Annotated in this window: 16 protein-coding genes; 10 read left to right on the top strand and 6 right to left on the bottom strand. The window is 60.4% G+C overall.

Annotated features, from left to right (window positions below; genetic code table 11):
- Window positions 1-15: 15 nt before the first annotated feature.
- A complete protein-coding gene (locus P6U23_RS09200) occupies window positions 16-3,369 on the bottom strand; it encodes an AAA family ATPase (RefSeq protein WP_407179265.1) in 3,354 nt (1,117 codons plus the stop codon).
- Between the two features lie 968 nt (window positions 3,370-4,337).
- Here P6U23_RS09200 and P6U23_RS09205 point away from each other — a divergent pair.
- The 8 genes from P6U23_RS09205 to P6U23_RS09240 all read left to right on the top strand — a co-directional run bounded on the left by P6U23_RS09205 (window position 4,338) and on the right by P6U23_RS09240 (window position 16,578).
- Entirely contained in the window at window positions 4,338-7,658 is a 3,321-nt protein-coding gene (locus P6U23_RS09205) for an adenylate/guanylate cyclase domain-containing protein (RefSeq protein WP_407179267.1), read from the top strand.
- 480 nt (window positions 7,659-8,138) lie between these two features.
- Window positions 8,139-8,822: a Crp/Fnr family transcriptional regulator gene (locus tag P6U23_RS09210; protein ID WP_407179269.1), complete on the top strand. Its 684-nt coding sequence runs from the start codon at window positions 8,139-8,141 to the stop codon at window positions 8,820-8,822.
- Window positions 8,823-8,982: 160 nt separating this feature from the next.
- Window positions 8,983-9,804 carry a Crp/Fnr family transcriptional regulator gene (locus P6U23_RS09215; protein WP_407179270.1) on the top strand — a complete coding sequence of 274 codons (822 nt, stop codon included), beginning with the start codon at window positions 8,983-8,985 and terminating at the stop codon, window positions 9,802-9,804.
- Window positions 9,805-10,083: 279 nt separating this feature from the next.
- Entirely contained in the window at window positions 10,084-10,284 is a 201-nt protein-coding gene (locus tag P6U23_RS09220; protein WP_407179272.1) for a CsbD family protein, read from the top strand.
- A 386-nt stretch (window positions 10,285-10,670) separates the two neighbouring features.
- On the top strand, window positions 10,671-11,156 hold the full coding sequence (locus P6U23_RS09225) for a ketopantoate reductase family protein (RefSeq protein ID WP_407179274.1): 486 nt from the start codon (window positions 10,671-10,673) through the stop codon (window positions 11,154-11,156).
- Between the two features lie 32 nt (window positions 11,157-11,188).
- Window positions 11,189-11,779, top strand: a complete 591-nt coding sequence (locus P6U23_RS09230) for a DUF2760 domain-containing protein (protein WP_407179276.1) — start codon at window positions 11,189-11,191, stop codon at window positions 11,777-11,779.
- A 122-nt stretch (window positions 11,780-11,901) separates the two neighbouring features.
- A complete protein-coding gene (locus P6U23_RS09235; RefSeq protein WP_407179278.1) occupies window positions 11,902-13,734 on the top strand; it encodes an Hsp70 family protein in 1,833 nt (610 codons plus the stop codon).
- Between the two features lie 27 nt (window positions 13,735-13,761).
- A complete protein-coding gene (locus P6U23_RS09240) occupies window positions 13,762-16,578 on the top strand; it encodes an Hsp70 family protein (protein ID WP_407179280.1) in 2,817 nt (938 codons plus the stop codon).
- Between the two features lie 160 nt (window positions 16,579-16,738).
- Here P6U23_RS09240 and P6U23_RS09245 read toward each other — a convergent pair whose 3' ends face one another.
- Window positions 16,739-17,002, bottom strand: a complete 264-nt coding sequence (locus P6U23_RS09245) for a hypothetical protein (RefSeq protein ID WP_407179282.1) — start codon at window positions 17,000-17,002, stop codon at window positions 16,739-16,741.
- Window positions 17,003-17,613: 611 nt separating this feature from the next.
- On the opposite strand from P6U23_RS09245, the gene P6U23_RS09250 reads away from it, so the two are divergent.
- Window positions 17,614-17,850: a hypothetical protein gene (locus P6U23_RS09250; protein WP_407179284.1), complete on the top strand. Its 237-nt coding sequence runs from the start codon at window positions 17,614-17,616 to the stop codon at window positions 17,848-17,850.
- A complete protein-coding gene (locus tag P6U23_RS09255; protein WP_407179285.1) occupies window positions 17,843-18,130 on the top strand; it encodes a hypothetical protein in 288 nt (95 codons plus the stop codon). Before P6U23_RS09250 ends, P6U23_RS09255 begins: the two co-directional genes overlap by 8 nt.
- A 585-nt stretch (window positions 18,131-18,715) precedes the next feature.
- Here P6U23_RS09255 and P6U23_RS09260 read toward each other — a convergent pair.
- The 4 genes from P6U23_RS09260 to P6U23_RS09275 form a co-directional block, all read right to left on the bottom strand.
- Entirely contained in the window at window positions 18,716-19,990 is a 1,275-nt protein-coding gene (locus P6U23_RS09260; RefSeq protein ID WP_407179286.1) for a trehalase family glycosidase, read from the bottom strand.
- A 132-nt stretch (window positions 19,991-20,122) separates the two neighbouring features.
- Window positions 20,123-20,593 (bottom strand): hypothetical protein, encoded by a 471-nt coding sequence (locus tag P6U23_RS09265; protein ID WP_407179287.1) that lies wholly within the window; start codon window positions 20,591-20,593, stop codon window positions 20,123-20,125.
- A gap of 250 nt (window positions 20,594-20,843) precedes the next feature.
- Window positions 20,844-21,890, bottom strand: a complete 1,047-nt coding sequence (locus P6U23_RS09270) for a substrate-binding domain-containing protein (protein ID WP_407179288.1) — start codon at window positions 21,888-21,890, stop codon at window positions 20,844-20,846.
- A gap of 398 nt (window positions 21,891-22,288) precedes the next feature.
- A complete protein-coding gene (locus P6U23_RS09275) occupies window positions 22,289-22,915 on the bottom strand; it encodes an isochorismatase family cysteine hydrolase (protein ID WP_407181392.1) in 627 nt (208 codons plus the stop codon).
- Between the last annotated feature and the right edge of the window lie 53 nt (window positions 22,916-22,968).

Here is a 22,968-nt window from a genome sequence, read left to right on the forward strand (position 1 = left end):
CGGCCGGCCGCCTTGTCAGTGAAGCTCGCCAAGCAAGGCCTTGGCCTTTCGCAAGTCGCTTGTATCAAAACCTTCGGTGAACCAGGCGTAGATGGGGGCGAGAAGGTCACATGCCGTTTGCTGCCTGCCTTGCTCATTCAAGAGCCGCGCCATGCTCATGGCCGCACGCAATTCCCACGATTTTGCCTGCTGTGCTCGCGCAACGGCCAGGGAATGCTCAAAATACGCTCGCGCTTTCGCCACGTCCCGCTGTGGCGACTTGAGCGCGATTTCACCCGCCACGCGGTTAGCCTCAGCTTCGCACCATTGTTCCCCGGTTGCCTGCATCGCCGCCATTGCTTTGCCGATGCAGGCCCATGCTTCATCGAACTGGCTCGAATCTGCATGGGCGATTGCCAACATGAACTCCTGTTCCGGCGTAAATATCGTCGACCCGGCCGATCGCCACAAAGCGATACCGGTCGCGACCATCTCAACTGCCGTCGCGGCTTTCCCTGTAAGGGTTAGAACATAACCACGCCGTAGCACACCCTCCGCCTTTCGGAACGGGGCACCTTTCTCCTCGGCTAAAGCAACAAGTTCGTTGATATGGTCGTTTGCCGCCTCGTAATTCCCGCAATACGTGTTAATGAGAATCGGGAAATTCAGCGTGAACATTAAAGTGGCAGCATGTTCAATCTGGCGCGCTTCCATCAGTGCGCAGTCTGCATCCTTGAGCGCAGCTTCAGGATAGCCGAGCAACCACAAGGCCATTGAACGAAAGGCCAGGCAGGTCACCCGCAGGTCCTGGCCAAATCGCGTCATCAACCGCCGGTGCTCGGCCGGGCGGTAAAGGGCGAGCGCTTCATTGTAGTGCGCTCGAGCCTCGACGAGATCCCCCATCAACGCGAGCGTACTTGCCATCGTTCGGTGCCCCACAATAAGCGGGACCGCGTTCCCGTCCTTCTCGCCCAGCGCCAGAAAGCGTGCCGCGAGTTCCCGCGCGACGTCACCGTTAAACCTGATGAAATTGACGATCCACTGGCCAAACAGAGCCGAGAGCAGCAACGAGGTGTCACCGAGAGATTCTCCGAGCCGCTCCGCTTGCTCGATCAGCATCCTGACCCGATCGACGGCAGCCTTGGTTTCGGGCGAGCCATACCCTTTGACATGCATGAGCGTGTTCACGAGCGCAACCTGCAATATGATCTGTTCGCGCCGCAGGTCGGGCGTGCTGGGCAAGCTTTGGATTTGCGCCAGAGCCTGGCCGAGCTGTTCGGCGGCTTCGACGAGAGCCGAGTGCTCCTGCGACCGTTGCCCTGCCTTGCCCCACAGGTGCGCCGACTTCTCTCTCAGGTCTGCCTTTGTGTAATGGCGCGCCAGCAGCTCGGGCTGGTTCTCGGCGAGATCTGCGAACTGATTTTCGAGGATTTTGGCGATACGTGCATGCAATACGCGCCTCGGCTCCCGTAGCAGCGTATTGTAGGCTGCGTCCTGCACCAGGGCATGCTTGAACAGGTAGGTCGCGTGCGGTGGAGTGCCCTGCCGGAACAACAAGCCGGCACCGACAAGTCGATCCAGGTCAGAGTTCAGCTCTGGCTCCGGCTTTCCCGCGACGGCGGCCAGCAACATGTGTGGAAATTCCCGGCCGATTGCCGCGCCGATCTGGGCCAGGTCCTTCGCTCGGCCGAGTCGGTCCAGCCGCGACAGCAGCGACGCCTGAAGGCTTGCCGGAACCGCAGCGGAGGTTGGTTCGCTGGGGGCGGTCCGTTGCGTTTCACCGTCACCCTCGGCATCCAACACCGCCTTGGTCATCTCCTCGACAAACAGTGGAATCCCGTCGGCACGCTCGATGATGTCCTCGCGGATCCCCGCCGGGAACGATCGGCCGCCGATCAGTCCCTCGATGAGGGAATCGACCTCGCGCCGCGCCAGCCGATTGAGGGTCAGCACGGTCACGTGCGACCGTCCGATCCAAGGCGGGCTGAATTCCGGCCTGTAAGTAACAATGATCAAGACCCGGTCTCTCACGGCCAGATCAACCACCCGACCAAACAATTCGAGGCTGGTGGGATCGGTCCAATGCGCATCTTCGAAGATGATCAGCACGGGATTGATCCGGGCAAGCGACTTGAGCTGGGAGCAAAGAGCTTGCAGCGTCTTCTGACGACGGAGCTGCGGCTCGATTTCAGCGATGGGATAGCGTCCGTCGTTCGGAAGTAACAGCAATTCGGCAAGCAGCGACGCATCCTCGTGCGAGGTCGAGGTTTGCGCCAGCAACTTGTCCAGCTTGTCCAATCTGGCTTGCGGGCTGTCATCATCTTCCAAACCGGCGGCACGCATCAACTGGCAAATGATCGGGTAGAGCGCACTGTCGGTATGTTGCGGGGAGCAGACGTAACGCAGTCGCATGTGCGGCTCACGCGCAAGCTGTTGCAGCAGGGCGAAAGTAAGTCGAGATTTGCCGATGCCAGGCTCACCGGAGAGCAGCACCACCTGGCCTTCGCCGTTCTTGGCGCGTGACCACCGTCGAATCAGCAGCTGGAGTTCTTCTTCACGCCCTACCAGCGGCGTCAGTGCGCTCGTGTGCAAAGCCTCAAAGCGACTGGCCACTGAGCTGGGTCGCACGGCCGCCCACGCCCTTACCTCGCCCTGGATGCCTTTCAGATCTTTGGTTCCGAGGTCCTGCAGTTCGAAGAGATTTCCGAGAAGCTTTCGGGTGCCGTCAGCAATGACCACCATGTTGGGAGCGGCGATCGCTTGCAACCGCGCAGCGAGGTTGGGGGTTTCGCCCACGACGTCGCGCTCCTGATGGTCGCCTGACCCAATCAAATCTCCCACGATCACCACTCCGGTGGCGATGCCAACGCGGACCTGCAAGAGAACCGGGGCGGCAAGCAGAGACACCGCAGCGATCACCTCCAGTCCGGCCCGTACGGCGCGGTCAGGATCATCCTCGTGCGCCTCGGGGTAACCAAAATAGATGAGGACACCGTCGCCCATATATCTAGCTACGAAGCCGCCGAAACGACGTACTGTCGCCGCGACACACGTCTGGTAGCTTGAGATAATGTCCCGCAAATCCTCGGGATCCATGCGGACCGAAAGTTCGGTCGAGCCGACCAGGTCGGCGAACATCACCGTGATCTGACGGCGCTCCGCAGCCTCCGAGATCTTCGGAGCCTCTGACGCAGCAAAGGATTGCGATACCGCCTGCCCATCGCGGATCGCTGCAAGGATTTTCCGCCGATGCCCGAGCGGAATTCCGATATCCCTGAGGTCGTGGTCAGTCAAATGGGGAAGTACGGAGACGTCAATTTCATTTTCGGCAAAACGCTGCGCGTATTGCCCGAGACCAAGTTGGCTCAGCCAGGCGGCAATCTCTTGCACGTCGCCTCCCGCTTTGCAGGCCCTACCCAGCAGGATACACAGTTTAGTCTTTTCCGAGGCAAATGTGGCCGATTTCGCGCGCCTTACCGCAGGATTGTGAAGGGTCGGTCGCGTCATTTCGGCGCGCCTTCGTGAGCTGCTCCTGGCCTTGCAGCGGGCGCGGGGAAAGGTGATCGGAAAAAGGTGGTCGGTATGGGTCGCGAGCAACGGTCGAGCCCATGAGAACAGCTGAGGCCCAAAGGCCTCGCCAGACCGAAAACAAGCTTGTAGCGGCGCCGCGTTTCACCAACTCACATGGTCACCAGCGTTGCCGGCAGACCTCCCGGATTTGGGAACATCAGTCATGACAAACCCGTTGTGGAAGAGGAGCGGAGCCGGCCTTTGGGGGCGGGAGCGCTGGGCTGGCGCGATATGGTAACGCAGTCCTATCGGCCATGAGGGCGAACGGGGCAACGAGAGTAGCACGGCTTCGGGTTTGCATCTGGCCCGGCGGCACTCAGGCCCTTTCCATTCGCGATCTTCGCAGGGTGCTTGGGTCATCAAAGCATCACGGCAGCGCGGCGGCGAGTTTGGGCGTCTTGGGGCGCTAACCAGACCGGACGATCGTTCGCTGTTTTGCGACATTCACTTTGCCGATGCGGGCCAAAGCTGAAAGCCGGGCGAATGGTTTGCCGTCAAACTCAACCAAACTTGAAGCCGATACTTGGCCCGTCCGATTAGTTTGGAACCCTCGCTCATATGGTCAGGTCGTGCAACGCCGTCGGCTATCGGAATGGGGCCGCTCGCCGCAATCCAGTTGTTCTCATCATCTCATGCGCTGCTTGGTGGCGCACCCGTACTGCTGCACCGGAAGGTCAACTGAGAGCCGCGGCTGAATGCCGCAAACCAAGGCATGCTATCCTCGGCAAGATCGGAATAACGTTTCGTCCAGAATTCGACGAGCCGCCAACCTGGCAGTCGGAGCACCAATGCAGCAGATTGCGGACTGGCTCGAGAAGCTTGGGCTTAGGCAATACGCGCAGTGTTTTGCCGAGAATGGGATCGATATTGGCGTCCTTCCCGATCTGAAGGACGAGGACTTCGACAAGCTCGGCGTCCTGCTCGGCCATCGCCGCAAAATGCTGCGCGCGATAGCCGAACTCGATCAGACCGAATTGATGGCTGGGCCGTCTCTTCGCGACGCGGAGCGACGTCACCTCACTGTTTTGTTTTGCGATCTAGTAGACTCGACCGCGCTCTCCACGCGCCTCGATCCCGAGGACATGTGGGAGGTGATCCGTGTTTATCGGGGCGCCTGCGCGAGGGTCATTGCCGTTTATGACGGTATTGTCGCCAGGTTTGTGGGCGACGGAATACTCGCCTATTTCGGCTATCCGCGCGCACACGAAGATGACGCGGAGCGCGCGGTGCGAGCGGGCCTCGACATGGTCGTAGCGATACAAAAGCTCGACACCCGTGTGGACGCACGCGTCGATGTGCGGATCGCTATTGCGACGGGGGTTGTGGTGGTCGGCGACCTCATCAGCGAAGGCGCATCAGAGGAGCAGGCAATGGTTGGTGATACGCCAAACATCGCTGCCCGTCTGCAGAGTCTGGCTGAGCCGGGAGCAGTTGTCGTTGCTGCTTCGACGCGCCGGCTGCTCGGTGACCTATTTACTTTTCGCAACCTCGGCCGCCGCGAGGTCAAGGGTATTTCCGAACCGATCGCGGTCTGGGCGGTCGAAGGTGCAGCCGCCTCGGAGAGCCGCTTCGAAGCAGTGCGCACGGCCCGCTCAATCGGCTTTGTCGGTCGCAAGGTAGAGATCGAATTCGTACTCGCGCGCCAGCAGCTGAGTTGGCAGAGCCAAGGACAAGTGGTTTTGATTTCCGGCGAGGCTGGGATCGGCAAATCGCGGATACTAGCAAGGTTATCCGAGAGCCACGAGTTGGGGACGTACCTTAAGGTGCGATATCAGTGTTCGCCATATCATGCCAACAGCGCGCTCCATCCCTTTATCGCTCAGCTCGAGCGCGCTGCGGGCATCAGGTCACAGGACACGCCTGATCAGAAGCTCGACAAGCTTGAGGCGATGCTTGCGCTTGGAACGCGGGACGTGGCCAAGGCGGCGCCACTTATTGCCGCTCTCCTTTCGATACCAACCGGTGACCGCTATCCGCCGCTTGGGTTGAGTCCGGTGCAGCAGCGGCGACGGACCTTCGCCACGCTTCTCGATCAGCTCGAAGGCCTGGCGCGCGAGCAGCCTGTAGTGATTCTGTGCGAGGACTTGCATTGGGCTGATGCCACGACGCTGGAGCTGTTCGACCTCGCGGTTGATCGAATTCGGGGCCTTCCGATACTCGCACTGATGACATTCCGGCCTGATTTCGAGCCGCCTTGGGCAGGTCTTGCCAACGTCAGTCTGCTGCGGCTCGATCGGCTTGATCGGTCGGATACGCGTGCTCTGGTCAACCAGGTGACCGTCGGCCGAGAGCTGCCAGCCGAAATGATATCGCAGATCATCGAGAAGACGGATGGTGTTCCCTTGTTCGTCGAGGAACTGACCAAAATGGTGCTGGAGTCTGGACTGCTCGTTCAGGATGCCGGGCGTTATCGGCTGGATAATCCGCTCCCGCCGCTCGCCATTCCAGCCACACTGCAGGACTCCCTGATGGCGCGGCTCGACCGGCTGGCGCCGGTCAAGGAGATTGCACAGATCGGCGCTGCGATCGGCCGCGACTTCTCCTACACACTGCTGCAATCTGTGGCAGGCCGGGATGATTTGACACTGACGGCTGCGCTGGCGCAGCTCGAAGAAGCAGAACTGGTGTTGCGCCGCGGGACGCCGCCAGAGGCGAGTTACAGCTTCAAGCATGCACTCGTTCAAGAAGCAGCTTATGAGAGCCTGCTCAAGAGCCGCCGGCAGTTGCTTCATAAGCACATCGGCGATGTCCTACGGGACAAATTTCCAGTCATTGCTGAGAAGGAGCCGGAGCTCGTAGCATACCACTACATGGAAGCCGGGCTGAAAGGGGTAGCCGTCGAATGGTGGAGCAAAGCGGGCCAGCAAGCGCTGAAGCGCTCAGCATATTGTGAGGCGATCGCACATCTGCGCAAGGCTGTCGCCATCGCCGATGGACTACCTGATGGGGCGTACCGAACCATGGACCGGCTTCGTCTCCAAATCGCATATGGTCGAGCGCTGCGCGGCAGCCTCGGGCACAGCGCCCCGGAAACGGTGGCGGCATGGAAGCGGGCCAGGCAGTTCGCAGCTGATACGAATGATCCAGTTGAACTCGCGCCCATTCATTCGGGCCTGTTCAACGCCTGCCTGACTCACGGCGAGATCGCGCCCATGCGGGAGCTGGCAGACGCAATCATGAGTGCGGCGGAGCGGCGACCGGAATCGCCAGTGGCCGCAGTCCTCGCTCATTGGACAAACGGAGTGACTTGCTGGTTCGGGGGCGATTACCCGGCGGCGAGAGAGCACCTTGAGCAAGCACTTGCGATCTTTGAGGTCGAGCCAAATCCCGCCATCTTCAGGGCTTCGGCGCTCGACCTGCCGTTCGTCATCATGAGGTTTCTTGCGCTGGTGCTTTGGCCTATGGGCAGCATTGATCGGTCACGCCAGCTCGCCACCGAAGCGGTACATCTCTCGGGAGAAAAGCGGGCGCTCTCTCAAGTCAATGCGCTGGTGCACAAGGCCGTCTTCGACGGTCTTTGCGGGGGTATGTTAAAAGAAACAGAGACCATCCTAGCCCTCGCCCGCGAGCATACGATGCCGTTATATGTGGCCGCCGGTACGTACCTGAACGGCTTGGCAAGGTGGCGTTCGGGCGACCGTACGGGTGGGCTGGGGGACATGCGGCGGGGCTGGACATTACTTCACGAAAATGACTGCTATCTCTGTGAACCCTTATGGGGGATGCATGTCGCCGTGGCGAATGCAGAAGCAGGGCAACTCGAGACTGGGTTGGACGTTTTGACGGAGCTGGTCCTCTGGGCAGAACAATCCGGCCAGCATTGGCTCGATGCCGAACTACATCGCGTCCAGGGTGATCTTTTGATGCGCGATGGTCCGACTAATTTTCCCGCTGCACAAGACGCCTTTAACCGAGCTCTAGAGGTCGCCCGAAGTCAAAAGGCCAAGACTTTCGAGCTGCGCAGCGCGCTCCGGCTTGCCCACCTGTATAGCGCAAGTGACCGAGCCGATGCGGTGCACGAGGTGTTGGCGCCGGTCCTCCTCAACTTCGACGTGTGCCAAGATCTGCCCGAGATCGAAGCAGCGCAAAGGCTGCTTAGACATGAGTGATAGCCAAGCTGCCCTAAGCGGCCCTCGACGGACGTGCTTGCGGAGGTCCTGGGCACCCTCGTCGAGGTCGCTTATGCGCATCCTCGCATAAACGCACTGATCGCGGCATAAGTCGCGCGTTACTCTTTCCAGATCGCAGCAGCATTTGCTGCGCCCCGGAAATTGGAACTCCCTATGGTGTTACCCATACGCATTTTGCAATTGTCTCGAGTGGCGCATTTGCATCTAAAGTCCCCAATGATGCTGCCAGGCAAACATTCGCCTCGCAGTCGCGAGTGTTGGAGATTTGTTTTTGAGATTGAGAGCTTCTGCAGCTGAATCGGATGCGCACAGCGCAGGCAGGTTTAAACAAAGTTCGAGGCTGCCGTTCTACGCAAGTCGGAGTGGACGAGGCGGCGGATCGCTCACGGCGGGTCACCTGCGGTGATCCGTCCCGGCGGAATTGGTAATCGCCTTCTGGCAGCGCTGCCGCGAGCTGACTTGGATCTGCTCGCGCCCGGGCTGGAGATGTTCGCGCTCGCCCAGGATGAGGTTCTCTTGCGAGCGGGTGACCCGATCGAACATCTCGTCTTCCCTCATAGCGGCGCCATCTCGCTGATGATCGACATGGGGAATGGGCAGACGGTTGCCACCGCAATCGTCGGGCGCGAAGGGGCAGTCGGCAGCCTCTCACTGCTGGGGCCGTCACCTTCGGCCATAACCGCCGTCGTTCGTGCGGCGGGGACTGCCTCGCGGATCAACGCCTCCCGATTTCTTGCCGCTTTCAATCGCAGCCGCTCGATCCGGCATGCGATCCAAATTCACGCCAGCGCGATGCTGACACAGTTTCAGCTCAGCGCGGCCTGCAATGCGCTGCATCCGGTCCAAGCCCGCATGGCCCGCTGGCTGCTGCATCTTCGCGACCATATCGACGTCGACGTTCTCCCGCTCACCCAGGAGGCGCTGTCGCAGATGCTCGGCGTCCGACGGACGACCGTGAACGGCCTAATGCGCAATCTGCGCGCGTTCGGAGCGATCAGATCCGAGCGACGTGGCCAGATCGAGATCGACCAATCGCGGCTCACTGCGGCTGCGTGCGATTGCCACGGCGCCATACGTCTCCAAATTGAAGAGATATTTTCGATGAATACGGCGCCGATCCCGCTTTCAGGATGTTCCGGATGATGGCGCATCTTCGCGCGTTCGTCAGCCACGCCCTGTGAGCCGCTTCCGTGCGGCCGCCTGCGCGAAAAGATCTTTTTCCGTCGCCATGGGTTAAATCACATTCATGGATGCTGCTTCAAATTCGTCGGTGCAGTGTTTGCTCGGTTCACGGAAGAACACTGTGATCGGGCGCCCGACCGGCATTGAGAATTGGCTTCTAGCGGCATTGCCACCGGCGGACTTGAGCCTGCTCACGCCTCACTTGCAGAGAGTCTCGTTCGAACCCGACACCGTCTTGGTGCGGTCGGGCGATGAGCTCGATAAGGTCTATTTTCCCCATAGCGGGGCCATCGCCTTCGTTGTCGATATGCCTGACGGGCAAGCGGTCGCGACCACGTTGATGGGGCGGGAAGGCGCATTGGCGTCGCTCTCCGCGCTTGGCCCCTCGCGTTCGTCCGTTACCGCGGTTGCTCGTGTGGCCGGCACCGCATCGCTGATTTCCGCCGCAACATTCCGGGTCGCCTACGCGCGAAGCGCAGCCATCAGGTACGTCGTGCAGGTCCACGCTCGCGCGCTGTTGCTGCAGCTCCAGCACGTGGCCGCCTGCAACGCACTGCATCGGGTGGATCGCCGCATGGCGCGGTGGCTCCTGCAGCTCCACGACCGGATTCCCGACGACGTGCTTCCGCTCACGCAGGAGACGCTTGCCCAATTGCTCGGGGTACGGCGGCCGACGGTGACGTTGATAGTGAGCAAGCTTCGCGCGGCGCGCGCGATCTCGTCCGACCGGCGCGGCTTCGTCGAGATCGACCGGGCGCGGCTCGAGAGCGCGGCATGCGAATGCTATGCGTTGATGCAGGGCAGGATCGATCGCATGTACTGCCAGGAATTGTCTACGCCGCAACCTGACCTTGCGCCGTTCCGGGAAAGCTCCGCCGGCGCCTCCGATGAAGCCGGCAAAGCCGGTGCTCAATTTAAAGGCGCTTTCCCGGAAGGGGAATAGCACTCGTGGCGGTGCTGAGCATAATTGAGTGATCGCAGCTAATCGGTTCGCTCTTTCGGTAGTCCGCACGATCGCGGTAAGCTGCTACAGAGGAGAGGCTGCCGAATACCTGATTTCCGCTCCGAGTCGCCCGCTTTTTCGCGGGATCCTTCCGAGGCTCATGCAGGGCACGAGCCGTGCCACGAGGACGCGGGCGTTGGTTCAACCAAGCGGCATTCGCGCGGAACATCAGGTACGGCTTGAAGGTTCTCACAAAGTACAAGCAAGGGAGAACAAGCAATGGATTGGAACAGAGTGGAGGGTAACTGGAAGGAGATGAAGGGCAAGGTCAAAGAGAAGTGGGGCAAATTGACCGACGATGATCTCAGCGCGATCAACGGCAGGCGAGATCAGCTCGAAGGTGCGCTCCAAAGGCGATATGGCTATGCCAAGGATCAGGCTCGGCAGGACGTTGATACCTGGTTCTCTACGCTGCATTGAGGGCGGTTAGCAAGCGGACCGCTGCCGAGCCAGAAGGCCGCTAGGACAACGCGGCTGCCGATTTGTCTGCCTACATAGGTTTGGGCTTCATTTTGCGTCGGGGGGAGGGCGCAGGGGGCGGACATCGGCGACGTACGGATCAGGCAGGCGCACGAACTCGCCCGTGGTGGCATTTGCTCTGCTCCGTCACAAGCCACATCGTCCCCACGGCAAATGTCATCTTTGTCGGCATAGCCGTGAACGCGGCTGAGCATACGGCGTTCGACTACATAGCCGAAACTGGAACAGAGCTGCAGGACGTCAATTCGATCGGGCCGTTTTGCATTCGATCATTGTGATGAACGCTGCCGGCGCGCTAGGTTCAGTCAACGAAAGTGTCGGAAACCATGGGCCACCAGATAGCTATCGTACGAGCAGGCGCCGTTGCAAGGTATTCCGGCGCACATTTGGTGTGGGCGGGCATGGACGTGACATGCATTGACCCGTGGCCCGAGCATGTCGAACGAATGAGAAAGCATGCTCTGTGGGTTAGTCGCGCCACGGATGTTGCGGAATTCTCGGCTACCGTGCGGGCGCTGCACGTTACGGATGTCCAGCAATCGGTCAAGCAGACAGCGGTCGATATCGCCCTCGTGTGCATGAAGTCCTACGACACGACGTCGGCGACCACGATGATCCAACAGGGTCTTGCGTTGGAGGGCGACGTCGTGTTGCTCCAGAACTGTATGAATGAAGGGACGATCGCCAGCATTGTTGGCTGCGGCAAGACCGTGGGGTGCACCGTGAGCAGTATCTCTGTAAACTTGCCTGAGCCTGGCCGCATGCACCGCGGCGAATCAACGCTATGCGTCTCAAGAGGGAGCTGCGGGTAAACATGCATGCGATGAAAGCGATCGCCATCACAATGATCCTGCTCGTGGTCGTGGTGAATGCTCTGGAATTGCTGCCGGCAGCGAGCGCATTCCAAATGTATCTGTCGGGTGGGGCCGTGGCGCTGAGCCTTATCGCGCTGATAGCGATTCTGGTCGGGCGCGGCCCGTCACGGGATGATCGAAGCGTTGGCGCTGAGGCGGCCCGACCGAGGCCTGTTCCGACCGGTGCAAAGCGGGCGGACGCCGAGATCGTCAGCTTTTTGGCGATGCTGCAGGCAAGGGGCCGGCTGGTCGATTTCCTGATGGACGACATCAACGCGCATGATGACGCACAGGTTGGGGCAGCCGCGCGCGTGGTCCATGCCGGATGCAGGACCGCCCTGCTGGAGCACTTCCGAATCTCCCCCGTGCGCGCAGAGAGCGAGGGGTCGACAGTGCAGGTCGCCGCTGGCTATTCACCGGACGAGTACCGACTGCTGGGCAAGATCAGCGGCCCGGCGCCGTTCTCGGGAGTGCTTGTCCACCACGGCTGGAAAACGGATGCGGTGAATCTACCACGCGTCTTGCGGAGCTCGACCGATCGACTGCCAACAATCGCTCCGGCGGAGGTGGAACTGAGATAAGCGGCTCCCATTGGCTGGCTGCCGCCGGAACGCCCGAGTCGGATCACGTGTAACCGGTGCTTTCCATCACGCGCGGCTATTGACGCGAATCGACAGCACGACAACCAGGACAACCCTCCCTCATGAGCGCTCGTTTCAGTCTTGCTATCGACCTCGGCACCAGCAACAGCGCAATCGCGATCGCCGATCTGGAGAGTGGTGAGACCAGGATTATCGAAATCCCGCAGATAATAGGACCAAATCAGATCGGCGAGATGCCGACACTGCCGTCCGCCATGTATATTCCGCACTCCGAGGAGTTCCCGGAGAGTTCGTTTCCTCTGCCCTGGAACGATGCGGGGGAGCGCGCAATCATTGGCCAGTTCGCGCGCGAGCGGGGGGCGCTCGTGCCTGATCGCCTCGCGACCTCCGCCAAATCCTGGCTGTCCAACCCGCACATCGACCCGAAGCAGCGGATCCTGCCCTGGCGATCCGAGATCGCGGAAGAGAAGGTCTCGCCATTCGAATGCTCACGCCTTTACCTCCAACACCTCAGGGACGCGTTCCTGCACACCGAGCGCGTGCAGGGCCGGGATTGGGACCTCTCGGACGGCGAGATCGTTGTAACCGTTCCTGCTTCGTTCGATGAGGTCGCAAGAAGCCTCACCGCCGAGGCCGCCAAGGATGCGGAGCTTGGGGACGTCACATTGCTGGAGGAGCCGCAGGCTGCATTCTACGCCTGGATGGCGCAGACGCGCAGAGAATGGCGAAACCTGATTGCTGATGGCGACATCGTGCTGGTCTGCGATGTCGGTGGCGGGACAGCCGATTTCAGCTTGATCGCGGTCACCGACGTCGAAGGCCGCCTGGAACTTGAGCGTGTCAGCGTCGGCGAGCACATTCTGCTGGGTGGCGACAATATGGATTTGGCGCTCGCATATGCGCTGAACGCCAAACTTGAGGCCGCGGGCAAACGGCTGGACTCCTGGCAATTCCTGGCGCTCGTGCATGCCGCCTCGAAAGCCAAGATGGTGCTGTTTGATGATGGCGCGCTGGCGCAGGCGCCAATCGCGGTACCCTCGCGCGGCTCCAGCCTGCTTGCCAAGACCGTCTCAACGACTCTCGATCGCGAGATGCTGGAGCAAGTTGTTGTCGATGGTTTTTTCGCCCCAACCAGCCTTGACGACCTGCCGCGCGAGAGCCGTGTGGCAGGGCTGCAGGAATTCGGCCTGCCCTATGCCTCCGACCCGGTTGTCAGCAAGCATATCGCCCGGTTTCTCGCCCAGAGCCTGCAGAACGTGAAGGCAAGCGAAAAGCTTGCCGCTCTGGTGGGAGCATCGGCTGGCGCGCAGGTGCTGATGCCGACCGCGGTCTTGTTTAATGGGGGCGTTTTCAAAGCCGCCCCAATCCGTACCCGAGTGCTTGATCTGCTGGCGTCCTGGAATGGAGGCCAGCCAGTGCGCGAATTGCAGGGTTTCGAACCAGACCTCGCCGTCGCACGCGGCGGCGCGATCTACGGCCGTCTCCGCGCCACTGGCAAGGGCATGCGCATCAAGGCCGGCGCGGCGCGCTCCTATTACATCGGCCTGGAAACGTCGATGCCCGCCATTCCGGGCTACAAGCCGCCGCTGAAGGCATTGTGTGTTGTGCCGCAGGGGATGCAGGAAGGCACGGAACTGGTGATCGAAGGACGCGAGTTCGGGCTTGTGACCGGCCAAACGGCGGAGTTTCGGTTTTTCTCCTCCTCGGTACGAAGCGGCGATACGCCGGGACAGATACTGCCTGACGCCGAGCGTGAGCTTGATGACGCTGGCCTGCTCGAAGTCGCGATCCCGGCACTGGACGTCCAGGTGGGGGAGGTGGTGCCGGTTCGCGTCAGCCCCGTCGTCACCGAACTTGGCATCCTTGAGCTTTGGATGAGGCACACGAACTCCGATCGCCGATGGAAGGTTGAGTTCCAGGTCCGCACGGAATAAGGCGCGGACCGCCTCTGGAGGCAATTCTTGAGCAAAGACCGCGCCCGCTTCGCCATTGGTATTGATCTCGGCACGACCAACTCCGCACTCGCATTCGCGTCACTGCTTGGCCAGGGGACGCCAGAGGTTCTTCTCGTCCCGCAATGGGAAGGTCTTGCTAGTCTGACCGAGAAGCCAACGCTGCCTTCTTTCCTGTACCTGCCAGAGGAAGCGGTCGCAGCGCATTTGCAAGGTGAGGAGGTCGGCGCCGGGCAATGGATCGTCGGCCTCTTTGGACGCATGAAGGCAAGCGAAGCGCCCGGACGGGTGGTCCATTCCGCGAAGTCATGGCTTTGCCATCACGCCGCCGACCGGTCGGCACCCTTTCTGCCATGGGGATCGACGGTTCTGACACGTGAGCAGAAAATCTCACCGGTACGCGCCTCGGCACTGATTCTGAATTATCTGCGGGGGATCTGGAACAGGCGGTTTGCCGAGGCCGGGTTTGCGTTCGATGATCAGGACATCACCGTTACCGTCCCAGCTTCCTTCGATGTGGCCGCGCAGCGGCTGACGATGACCGCCGCCGAGCTAGCGGGCTTCCCCGGCGATGTGCGACTGCTCGAAGAGCCGCAGGCTGCGTTCTATTGCTGGCTGGAAAGCCACGACCCAGCGTGCGAATTATGGCAGGGGCCCGACAACGGCGATGCCGGGCTGCGACACGTGTTGGTCATCGATATCGGCGGCGGCACCTCGGATTTCAGCATTTTTGAAGTTCGCCTGAACGAGCAAACGCCCGACCCCGACATCAGGCGTGTGGCGGTGAGCGAGCATACGCTGCTCGGCGGCGACAATATCGACCTTGCCGTCGCCCATTTCCTGGAGCCGCGGCTTGCCGAAGCGGCCGGCCAGCTTTCCGGCCCGCAATGGGATCAGCTCGTCGCCGCCTGCCGTCATCTCAAAGAGCACGCGCTGGCGACTACGGGGCCGCCGGATGAGCGGTTCGTTGTTGCGCTGGCCGGCCGCGGGTCGGGGATGGTCGGCGGCTCGCAGACGGCGACGGTGATGCGGGCGGAAATCGAGAGCCTATTGCTGGACGGATTTTTTCCGTTCTGCGACGCGGCGGCGCGGCCGTACCGGACGCACACGGCGCTGAGGGAATGGGGGCTTCCTTATCCTCCCGACAGCGCGATAACCCGACACCTTGCCGAATTCCTCAATGATCGGCCGCGCATTGATGCCGTCCTGTTCAACGGCGGATCCGTCCGACCGCCGCTCCTGCGCCAAAGACTCCGCGAGCAGATCGGGTTGTGGCAGGACGGCTTGGTACCGCAGGTTCTGGAGAACGAGGAGCCGGATCTGGCGGTGGCGCGCGGAGCCGCGCGATTTAGTGCCCTTCTCCACCACCGTTCGGGTCGCATCGCCGCGGGGGCAGCCGCCGCGATCTTTCTCGAAGTGGAGGCGATACAGACAGCGGATCGCGAGACTGTGCGTGCGCCCCTCGTGTGCGTTCTTCCTGAAGGTGCAGCGCCGTCGCAGCTTTTTGAGATCGCTGATCTTGGGCTTAAGCTCCGCACCGATCAGCTGGTGCGCTTCCAGGCTTATTCCTCAACCCGGAAGAGCGCCAGCCGGGCCGGAGACATCGTTTCCTGGTCCGAAGGCGAATTTCATCCGTTGCCCCCGCTCCAGACCACCGTCAGGACGGCTGAGCTATCCGGTCCGGAAGAAGCGGGCGGGATGTTGCCGGTCGGTCTGACGGCGCGGATGAACGCATTGGGGCTGCTCCACATCTCCTGCGTCAGCGCCGACCCCGCCGTCCAGCAGTCCTGGCCGCTGGAATTCAACATGCGCGAGCACGTCCAAGGCGTCGCGGGTACGCCCGGTGCGGGGCGGGCGCGGGAGGCAAACGCTCCAATTGAACCGAACGCCTCGGCGGACGCGCTGGAAACGGCACGAAGGCAGATCGGGATCGTGTTCACCCAGCCTGCTAATAACAGCAAAAAGAACAAGATTACTGCAGCCACGATCCTCAAGGGTATGGAGCGCGTCCTCGCGTCCGCCAGAAGTGAATGGAACGGGGCCCTGCTGCGCGCCCTTTGGCCAGCGCTCTACGAGCGGCGGGACGACAGACGACGTTCGCCGGATCACGAAGAGGCATGGCTCATCATGGCTGGATTTCTGCTGCGCCCGGGCTTCGGTGTTGTCCGCGACGACCTTCGTATCGATGCCCTGTGGCGGGTGCACGATGATGGCTCGTGTTTTCCCGGTCGGCGCATCAAAAGCCAGGAATACATCCTCTGGCGCCGGGTGGCGGGCGGGCTCACACGCGAACGTCAGACCAGGCTTATGGCCGGAGCGATCGACAGGATCCGCAGCGGCAGGGCGCCCGACGAACTCGTGCGCCTGGCTGGATCCCTGGAACTGATCGACCACGACACCAAGGCGGAACTGGTGCGTTGCTTCTGCGAGATCGCAGTGACGCTTGCACGGGCCAAGCGGCACTGCGCTCCTTATCTTGCTGCGCTCGGGCTGCTGCTCAACCGAACTCCGCTCTACGCAGGACCGGAGACTGTCGTCTCGCCCGATCTCGTCGAGCACGCGTTTCAGATTTTCCAGGACTTCGATTGGACTACGCCGGAGTTGCTCGACCTGCAGATTCTGTTCCTCCGGGCCGCGCGCGTCGTCGACGATCGGAGGCTGGATCTACCCGTGCCTTTGCGCGGCCTGATTGCCAGCAAGCTGGAGAAATCCGGCGTCTCTTCGCTGCAGACCGCAAAAATCAAAGGGTTCGTTCCGATCGGACGATCCGACCGGGCCAGTCTATACGACGATTCACTGCCTCCCGGTCTGCTCCTGATCGAATAGACAGGCGCGAGGCCCGCGCCGCCATCGGCCATGCCGCCGCCGCGCCGCGCGATGTTTCACCTTGTTAGCTTGTTCCGCTTGCGCGATGGATGTTCGTTATTTCGGACTCCGCCTCAATGTGGCGGCACGTCCGCGGCGGGCAACGGGCGAGAAGCGACGCTCAGGGGGCTTCGTCGCGACATTCACCCCCTTGAGGCCCTTCGGGTCGATCGCTTTCTGCGGCGATCCGTTTTGCTTCATCGACGAATGTCGCGAGTACAGCCTGCGCCTCTTCGGAGCGGCCCTTCGGAAGCGCGGCCGCCACGCGAAGCATCGCCAGCGCGCCGGGTACGATCTTTGCGCCCAGCAAGGCGTCGGCAGCAGGATATCGACGCCCGAGCCGCCCCAAAGACGTCTGCCTGCCGGAGCGCAGCAGTTCGGCCACGTCACTCGCGATGGGCTCAGCGGGATACGAATGATCTCAGCGGTCTTAATCTGCCGCATCAGCACTCGCTCAGCGGGAGCATCGGAATTTGTGCCGATCTTTACACCCGCCTTATCGACGAGCCGATAGCGGGAAATTCCTTTCCGGGCGCGGCGACATAGATATGTCTGATGACCCAGAGGCCAGCCGTCGAATCGGGGCCTCATCCGCAGGAGCAAGAACGCGCGGTCCGATAGCGATGCCCCATTCACCCTTTCCGAAGCTTTGCAGATAAGCATCCGGATTCGGATCCATCGTAGGTTCGATGGCCGCGCCGAGCTTCTGTCCAATGGACCTCGCGACAGGCTCAGCTAGGCCGCCGAGCACCGCGATGGAAATCGTGGCCAACGGCGCAGCTTTCCGTTTCGACGCGATTTCCGATGCGGGCGCTACCTGCCCAAATGTCACGCCGGATAAGGTTGCGAGAGAAAGCGAGTCATTTGTGCGCCCCTGTCTGAAAGGACTGTGGACGAGTTGACGGATCAAACCCGGCAAGCCGTTGACGACTTCTTGAAGGCGGCAACAGGCCAGGTGAGTATTCGTTCACTGGAAGCCGTTGGCGCGATCAGGCAATGACGAACCGCCAATATGCTCGCCTGCTTGCCGACTGGGTGGCAAGCATCGGACTTGACCCGAGGGTGTTTGGCACCCACTCCCCGCGCCGGACCAAGGCAACGCTGATCTACCGGCGCACGGGCAACCTGCCGTGCAGTCTGTTGCTCGGCCACACCAAGATTGAAAGCACGGGGCGCTATCTGGGCATCGAGGTGGACGACGCGCTCGCGATTGCCGAAGAAGTTGATGTCTGAATCACCGGGGCAGAGCAGACATGCTCTGCCCATCGGCCATCAGCAGCTTCGGGCCACCACCGGACATTCACTATGTTCGGGCTTTCGCGATGAGCCGATTGCTTTCCGATCGCTTAAGATGGACCAAATCAGTATCGTTGGTCTGAGGGTTACATCACAACTGGCAGGCAGAAATACGATGAGCCTCAAACCAGCTATCATGCGCGACGTTCCGGCTGATGCTTCTTCGATCAAGAAGGCGCTCGGTCAAAGGCTCGCCAAGCAATGCCGCAAATCCTAATGTGGCGAAATACTCGTTCGTTTTTAAATTCCCAGACGGGGTCGTCACGGAACGTGCGGTGTCCCATGCGTTAGGGAAACTTCCAACGCCGCATGGCCCGACCTTGCTCGTTACAGTCGAAGCAATGAGCGCCGCTAAGGCGGACGGATGTGATGTGATCGCCGTTCACGAGTACTTTTGGACCGATGCAAGCTACGCAGCTATTCGCCAGAGCATCTAACGCCAGTCTGAAGCGGTTTTACTTTTTTGGTAGCATCCCCAAGACGAACCATTGAGCCGGAAAGAGGGGAAAGAACAGCGCTCCCCAGAGGAACCAAGTGCGCTTTGACCGGCCTCTCTCGGCCGCGAAGTTCGCGGTTACGCGGCCGCACCAAAACATCAACCCGATAACGACTAAGCAAAACACAATCGAAGCGAGCATGGGTGGCTCCTGCCGATAACGCTTTTGACCATACAGGATTGACTTCGCGGCTGCGATAGGACGGTCTGTGACGATTTCGTGTTCGGGCGTCGGACATCCGCGCGACCGTCCTTGCCCGATCAGCCATGTCGGAGTTGGGGTCAATCGCGACTGGTCCCGCGATCTCATCTGCCGCCTGATGTCCGGTTTGCCCCGAAAGCGATGGACTTGCTGCGCAGCAACGAAATGTAGCGATCGGCCAAACTGCGACCCTGGGTAGGGATCGTGATCTTCGTATTTCCCGTGCATGGCGAACCTGCCGCCGACGCTCCACAGAGTTGAGGACTCAATCTCGATAGAGCCGGAAACAACGATGTAAGCGCGCGCAGCACGCCGTTGGTCCAGCCGAAACCGACCTGGACTGCATATTCTCCACCGCCGCCGGCGCGCCCACTCATCAGATTGTATTTCTCTACCACGACACGTGACCTTTGATAGACGTTTATGATTTCGCAGCTCCAGCGCTTCGCGATTGCTTCCGCCAATTGCGCTTCGTTGGAGTTTTTAAGCCCGACGACTGCGATCCACTGCAGCGGGGCCCAACCATTTGGCTGATCCCATTGTTGGCCGGTCACCACCAGTGTTGTGGCTATGCCACCAGGCATCAGCAGCTTTCGCCGCACGGTTTGAGCTTCCATCTCTGCTTGACGCTGGTTCGCAACGTGGAGGAATAGCGGGAATAGCCCCGCCGCAGTAACCGGCAAAGCTTCGTGCCTCCGCCAGGCGTAATCCGTAAATGCGTGGAACCGCTCGTTCCACATTAGCTTCCGAATGGCGGCTTCGCGACGACCCGCCAACGCGACGAAGTGAGACGACCGATCGCCATCTCCCTCGATCCGATATGCTTTGGCAAGTGTTTGCTCCAGGTGAACCATGAGACTGTTGAGATCCACCGGCAATATGGACGTGGTCCTGATCGTGCTGAGGGTATGGCCATCGGTAAGCCATCGGGAGCCGAAATCCCATCCCGATTCGGCTGCCGCTCGAAGGTCGCGGTAGACATCTCCCGGGTCTCGGCGACCCTCGCGGGCCGTCGCGACGTCTTCGCGATAGGATTCGTCGCGCGGCTCAGCTCGGTCGTCCCAATAACGATTGAGAATCGTCCCATCACTAAGCCGGACCACGCGGCGGTAGCTCTGACCTCTGCGCAGGATCGCGGAACCATCCATCCAATACTCATATTCCGCTTCCAGCTCTGGAAGATAAGTCACGTAGGACCCTTCACCCACTCGCTCGGCGATCACGTCCACCATTAACGAAAAAAACGGTGGCTGAGAGCGGCTCAGATAGTAGGTCCGGTTCCCGTTGGGCACGTGTCCGTAGCAGTCGATCTCGAAGGCGAAGTTCTTAAGCATGTTGAGCGCGAGGTCATGGCGGCCGTCCGCTTCGAGGCCCAACATGGTGAAATAGGAATCCCAATAGTAGAGCTCACGGAACGGCCACCTGGCACGACATAGGGGTAGGGTAGTGGTATGAGGGACGAATGGCTCGATATCTCCTCGCTTTGGTGGCTCAGGACATCCCAGAGCCGTTCAAATGTATGTGTCGATCGGCTCGCCTGGCGACGCGGGGGGAACAGTTGGGCCCTCCGGCGGCAGCGAGAAATGTTGGTGTACGAATGCAGCAAGATCAAAGCCGGCTTCGACCTTGCGAGCCTGATAATCAGAAAGAATTGCGTTGGATGATTCGCCAAAGTGCAAGTCAGCAAAGGTTTTGCTATCCGGGAATATGCGCTTCAGCTGCACATTTCGGAACAGATCGCCGAATTGTTCCGACGGAGGTACCTCCGATGCACAGCTCGCGATTTGCGCGCCCGCAGAGTGGGTATGGATGGCGCAGCACAGAACAGCGATCAAAGTGATCAAGCGCGAACTCGCCCGCTTGAGCAACGGCAAAAGACCGCGAGCAATGAGGTCTGTATTTGCTGAAGACGTAACCATTGCGATCTGGAGTCCTTGAAACAGGTAAAGGTTATTGCCGTCTGGGTCGTTAAGTCCCACCATGCGGGTGCCCCAGGATATCAAGGCTTCGGGTAATGAGAGACGCTGTTACCTAGCGCTAAGGCAGTCCAGTGCAAACTGCATCACGGCCGGCGTGAGACGTTACATATTCGGCAAGCACGACACCCTATGACCGCTGTGAGGCATGGGCGTCGATTTGGCCGTGCCGCGGCCATGTCCGCTCTACCCCTTCACAGCCGACATGTAGACGATAGCCGGATTTCGCCGTAACGGGCCATAAGCAGGCGACAGATTAGTCGAGTGCGAAGGCGGCTGCAAATTCCCGCTCGTTCATGGCCGCAAAATCATAACGGGGATATACGTCCCTTGCTCGGTTGAAGAAGAACTCGTCGAATGCCTTGGTGGCATTTGAACGCAGTGGATTATTGACGCGAGCGAACGCGATCCGAGTGAAGAACGGCTCCGCGCCCGGGACGTCGACAAACTCGAACTGATTTGGAAATATCCGCGTCCAGTACGAAACGAGGTGATACCATGTGCAGCCTACATCAGCATATTCGCGGGCGATCATCTCTGGGAGATCGCGATGCATGATGCCGAGCCGACCCGGGAAGCTCACCTCGGCCGCAACGAGAGCATCGACTGCAGACGTTCCAAGCAGTTTCTCTGTGGCAGCAAGGCACTTCGCGCGGACGTCGCCCGTATCCGGTAGCGCGACCCGTATGCCCGGGCGTATTACGTCAGCCAGGCCGTGAATGCCGACTGGATTGCCTTTCCGGATAAGTAGCGCAACACCTCGATTCTTGCAGAAGAAACGCGCTTCAGGCTCGACGACGCCCAACTGATGCAACTGCCGCAGGGGCTCCGGGTAGCCCATGAAAATGTCAGGATAGAAACCGGAGCTGCGACTGACATCGAGTGAGAGATTGCCAAGTGCAATGGCTCCAGTGCGCACCATTTGGACGAGGATGGGCTGAGGCAAGGTGACCAAGATAATGTTGGTCAGATCTAGATTGGCGTATTGCGGTTGCGATTTGGCCCACGACGGAAACGCGCCGACAATATCGTCGCTCGACAATACCATCAGGTGATTGCCTTCGGTGAAGATAACCAGGTCTGCCGGCCCTCCGATTCGCCCGATCACGTCAAGCACGGTGTCTGTGTGGCCGACGAAAGATCGAATGCCGCCGGGCAGCTTCGTTACAAGTGGCCAGACGAGTGGTTCAGACCGCTCGCTCACGCGCGTAGTTTGCGCAATTCCCGTTGCCTCCTGCGCGTTACAGCTCGACAAAGCGGCAGCGCTCAAAGTGCAACCCAGGAAAGCCCGGCGTCTGATCATGTCGGTTCTCCGCACGAGCCTCAAGTCCGGCGGAATTTAACACATCCGGCTCCTATCCACATTAGGTCCGCCTCGGCTCATCAGCGTCCTTTGCGCCACCTTGCCGGCATTTCCGCTCTAGCCCCGAAAGGCGACATTCGGATGATCGCTGGAGTTTGTCGGTGTGGGCCACTTCCGGACTCATGTGCCGCAGCAATCAGAATTGTTATTCGCTCGCCCTGTCAGCGCGAGCGAGCACTGAAGGCCCTAGTAAGCCCGCGCAATGGCGGTCTTGATATCTGGGAACGAGCTCAAATCGTGTTGGCTGCATAAAAGGCATTTCAGCGGGATTTGAACCTTTGAGAATTGGCCGACGTGTTCACCAGCTTGGCTGGGTGCATTCCTGCTCGTGCATCGCATTAGAGAGCGGCGATCGCGGAAACGATCTCCTCCGAGCTTACAACGGCATTGGCGTAGTTTGGGATATTGATGTCGAGGGCGACATGCATCATCTCGTCTGAGTAATCCGCCGTCGCATCCTTAACGACGGTGACGTCATATCCGAGCTCGGCGGCATAGCGCACAGTCGCTTCAATGCAGGTATGCGCGATGAGCCCGACGACGATGAGCTTATGGATGCCATGCTTCTTGAGCTGCAAATCCAAGTCGGTGTTGGCGAAACCGCTGGAACACCAGTGTTCTTGCGCGACAATCTCACCTGGCGCCGGCACGAATTCGGCACGGAACTCGCCACCCCACGTGCCGTATTCGAAGGTCTTGTGCTCCCACGTGGCTCGTTGAATCGGCGCAATGTAGGTCCACGTCTCGTAGTCGTCCGCACGATATCGATGATGCATGGCATAGAAGACGCGAAGCTTCGCCGCGCGCGCGGCATGCAGGACCTTCAGCATGTTGGGAACGCAGCCGTTTGCTTCAGCGACAGCCTTGATTCGAGGCCAGCTCTTGCCGCCCTCAGAAATGAAGTCGTTGTAGGGATCGACTAGCAAAAGGGCGCTGATGCTCTTGTCGTATGTCGGAGTATTCACAGCGGTCACTCCTTCGGTAGTTGGATTGTGGCGACCTGGTAATGGTGTTGGCG

The organism is Bradyrhizobium sp. STM 3562 (genome assembly GCF_045571435.1).
In the GTDB taxonomy this organism is placed as follows: domain Bacteria; phylum Pseudomonadota; class Alphaproteobacteria; order Rhizobiales; family Xanthobacteraceae; genus Bradyrhizobium.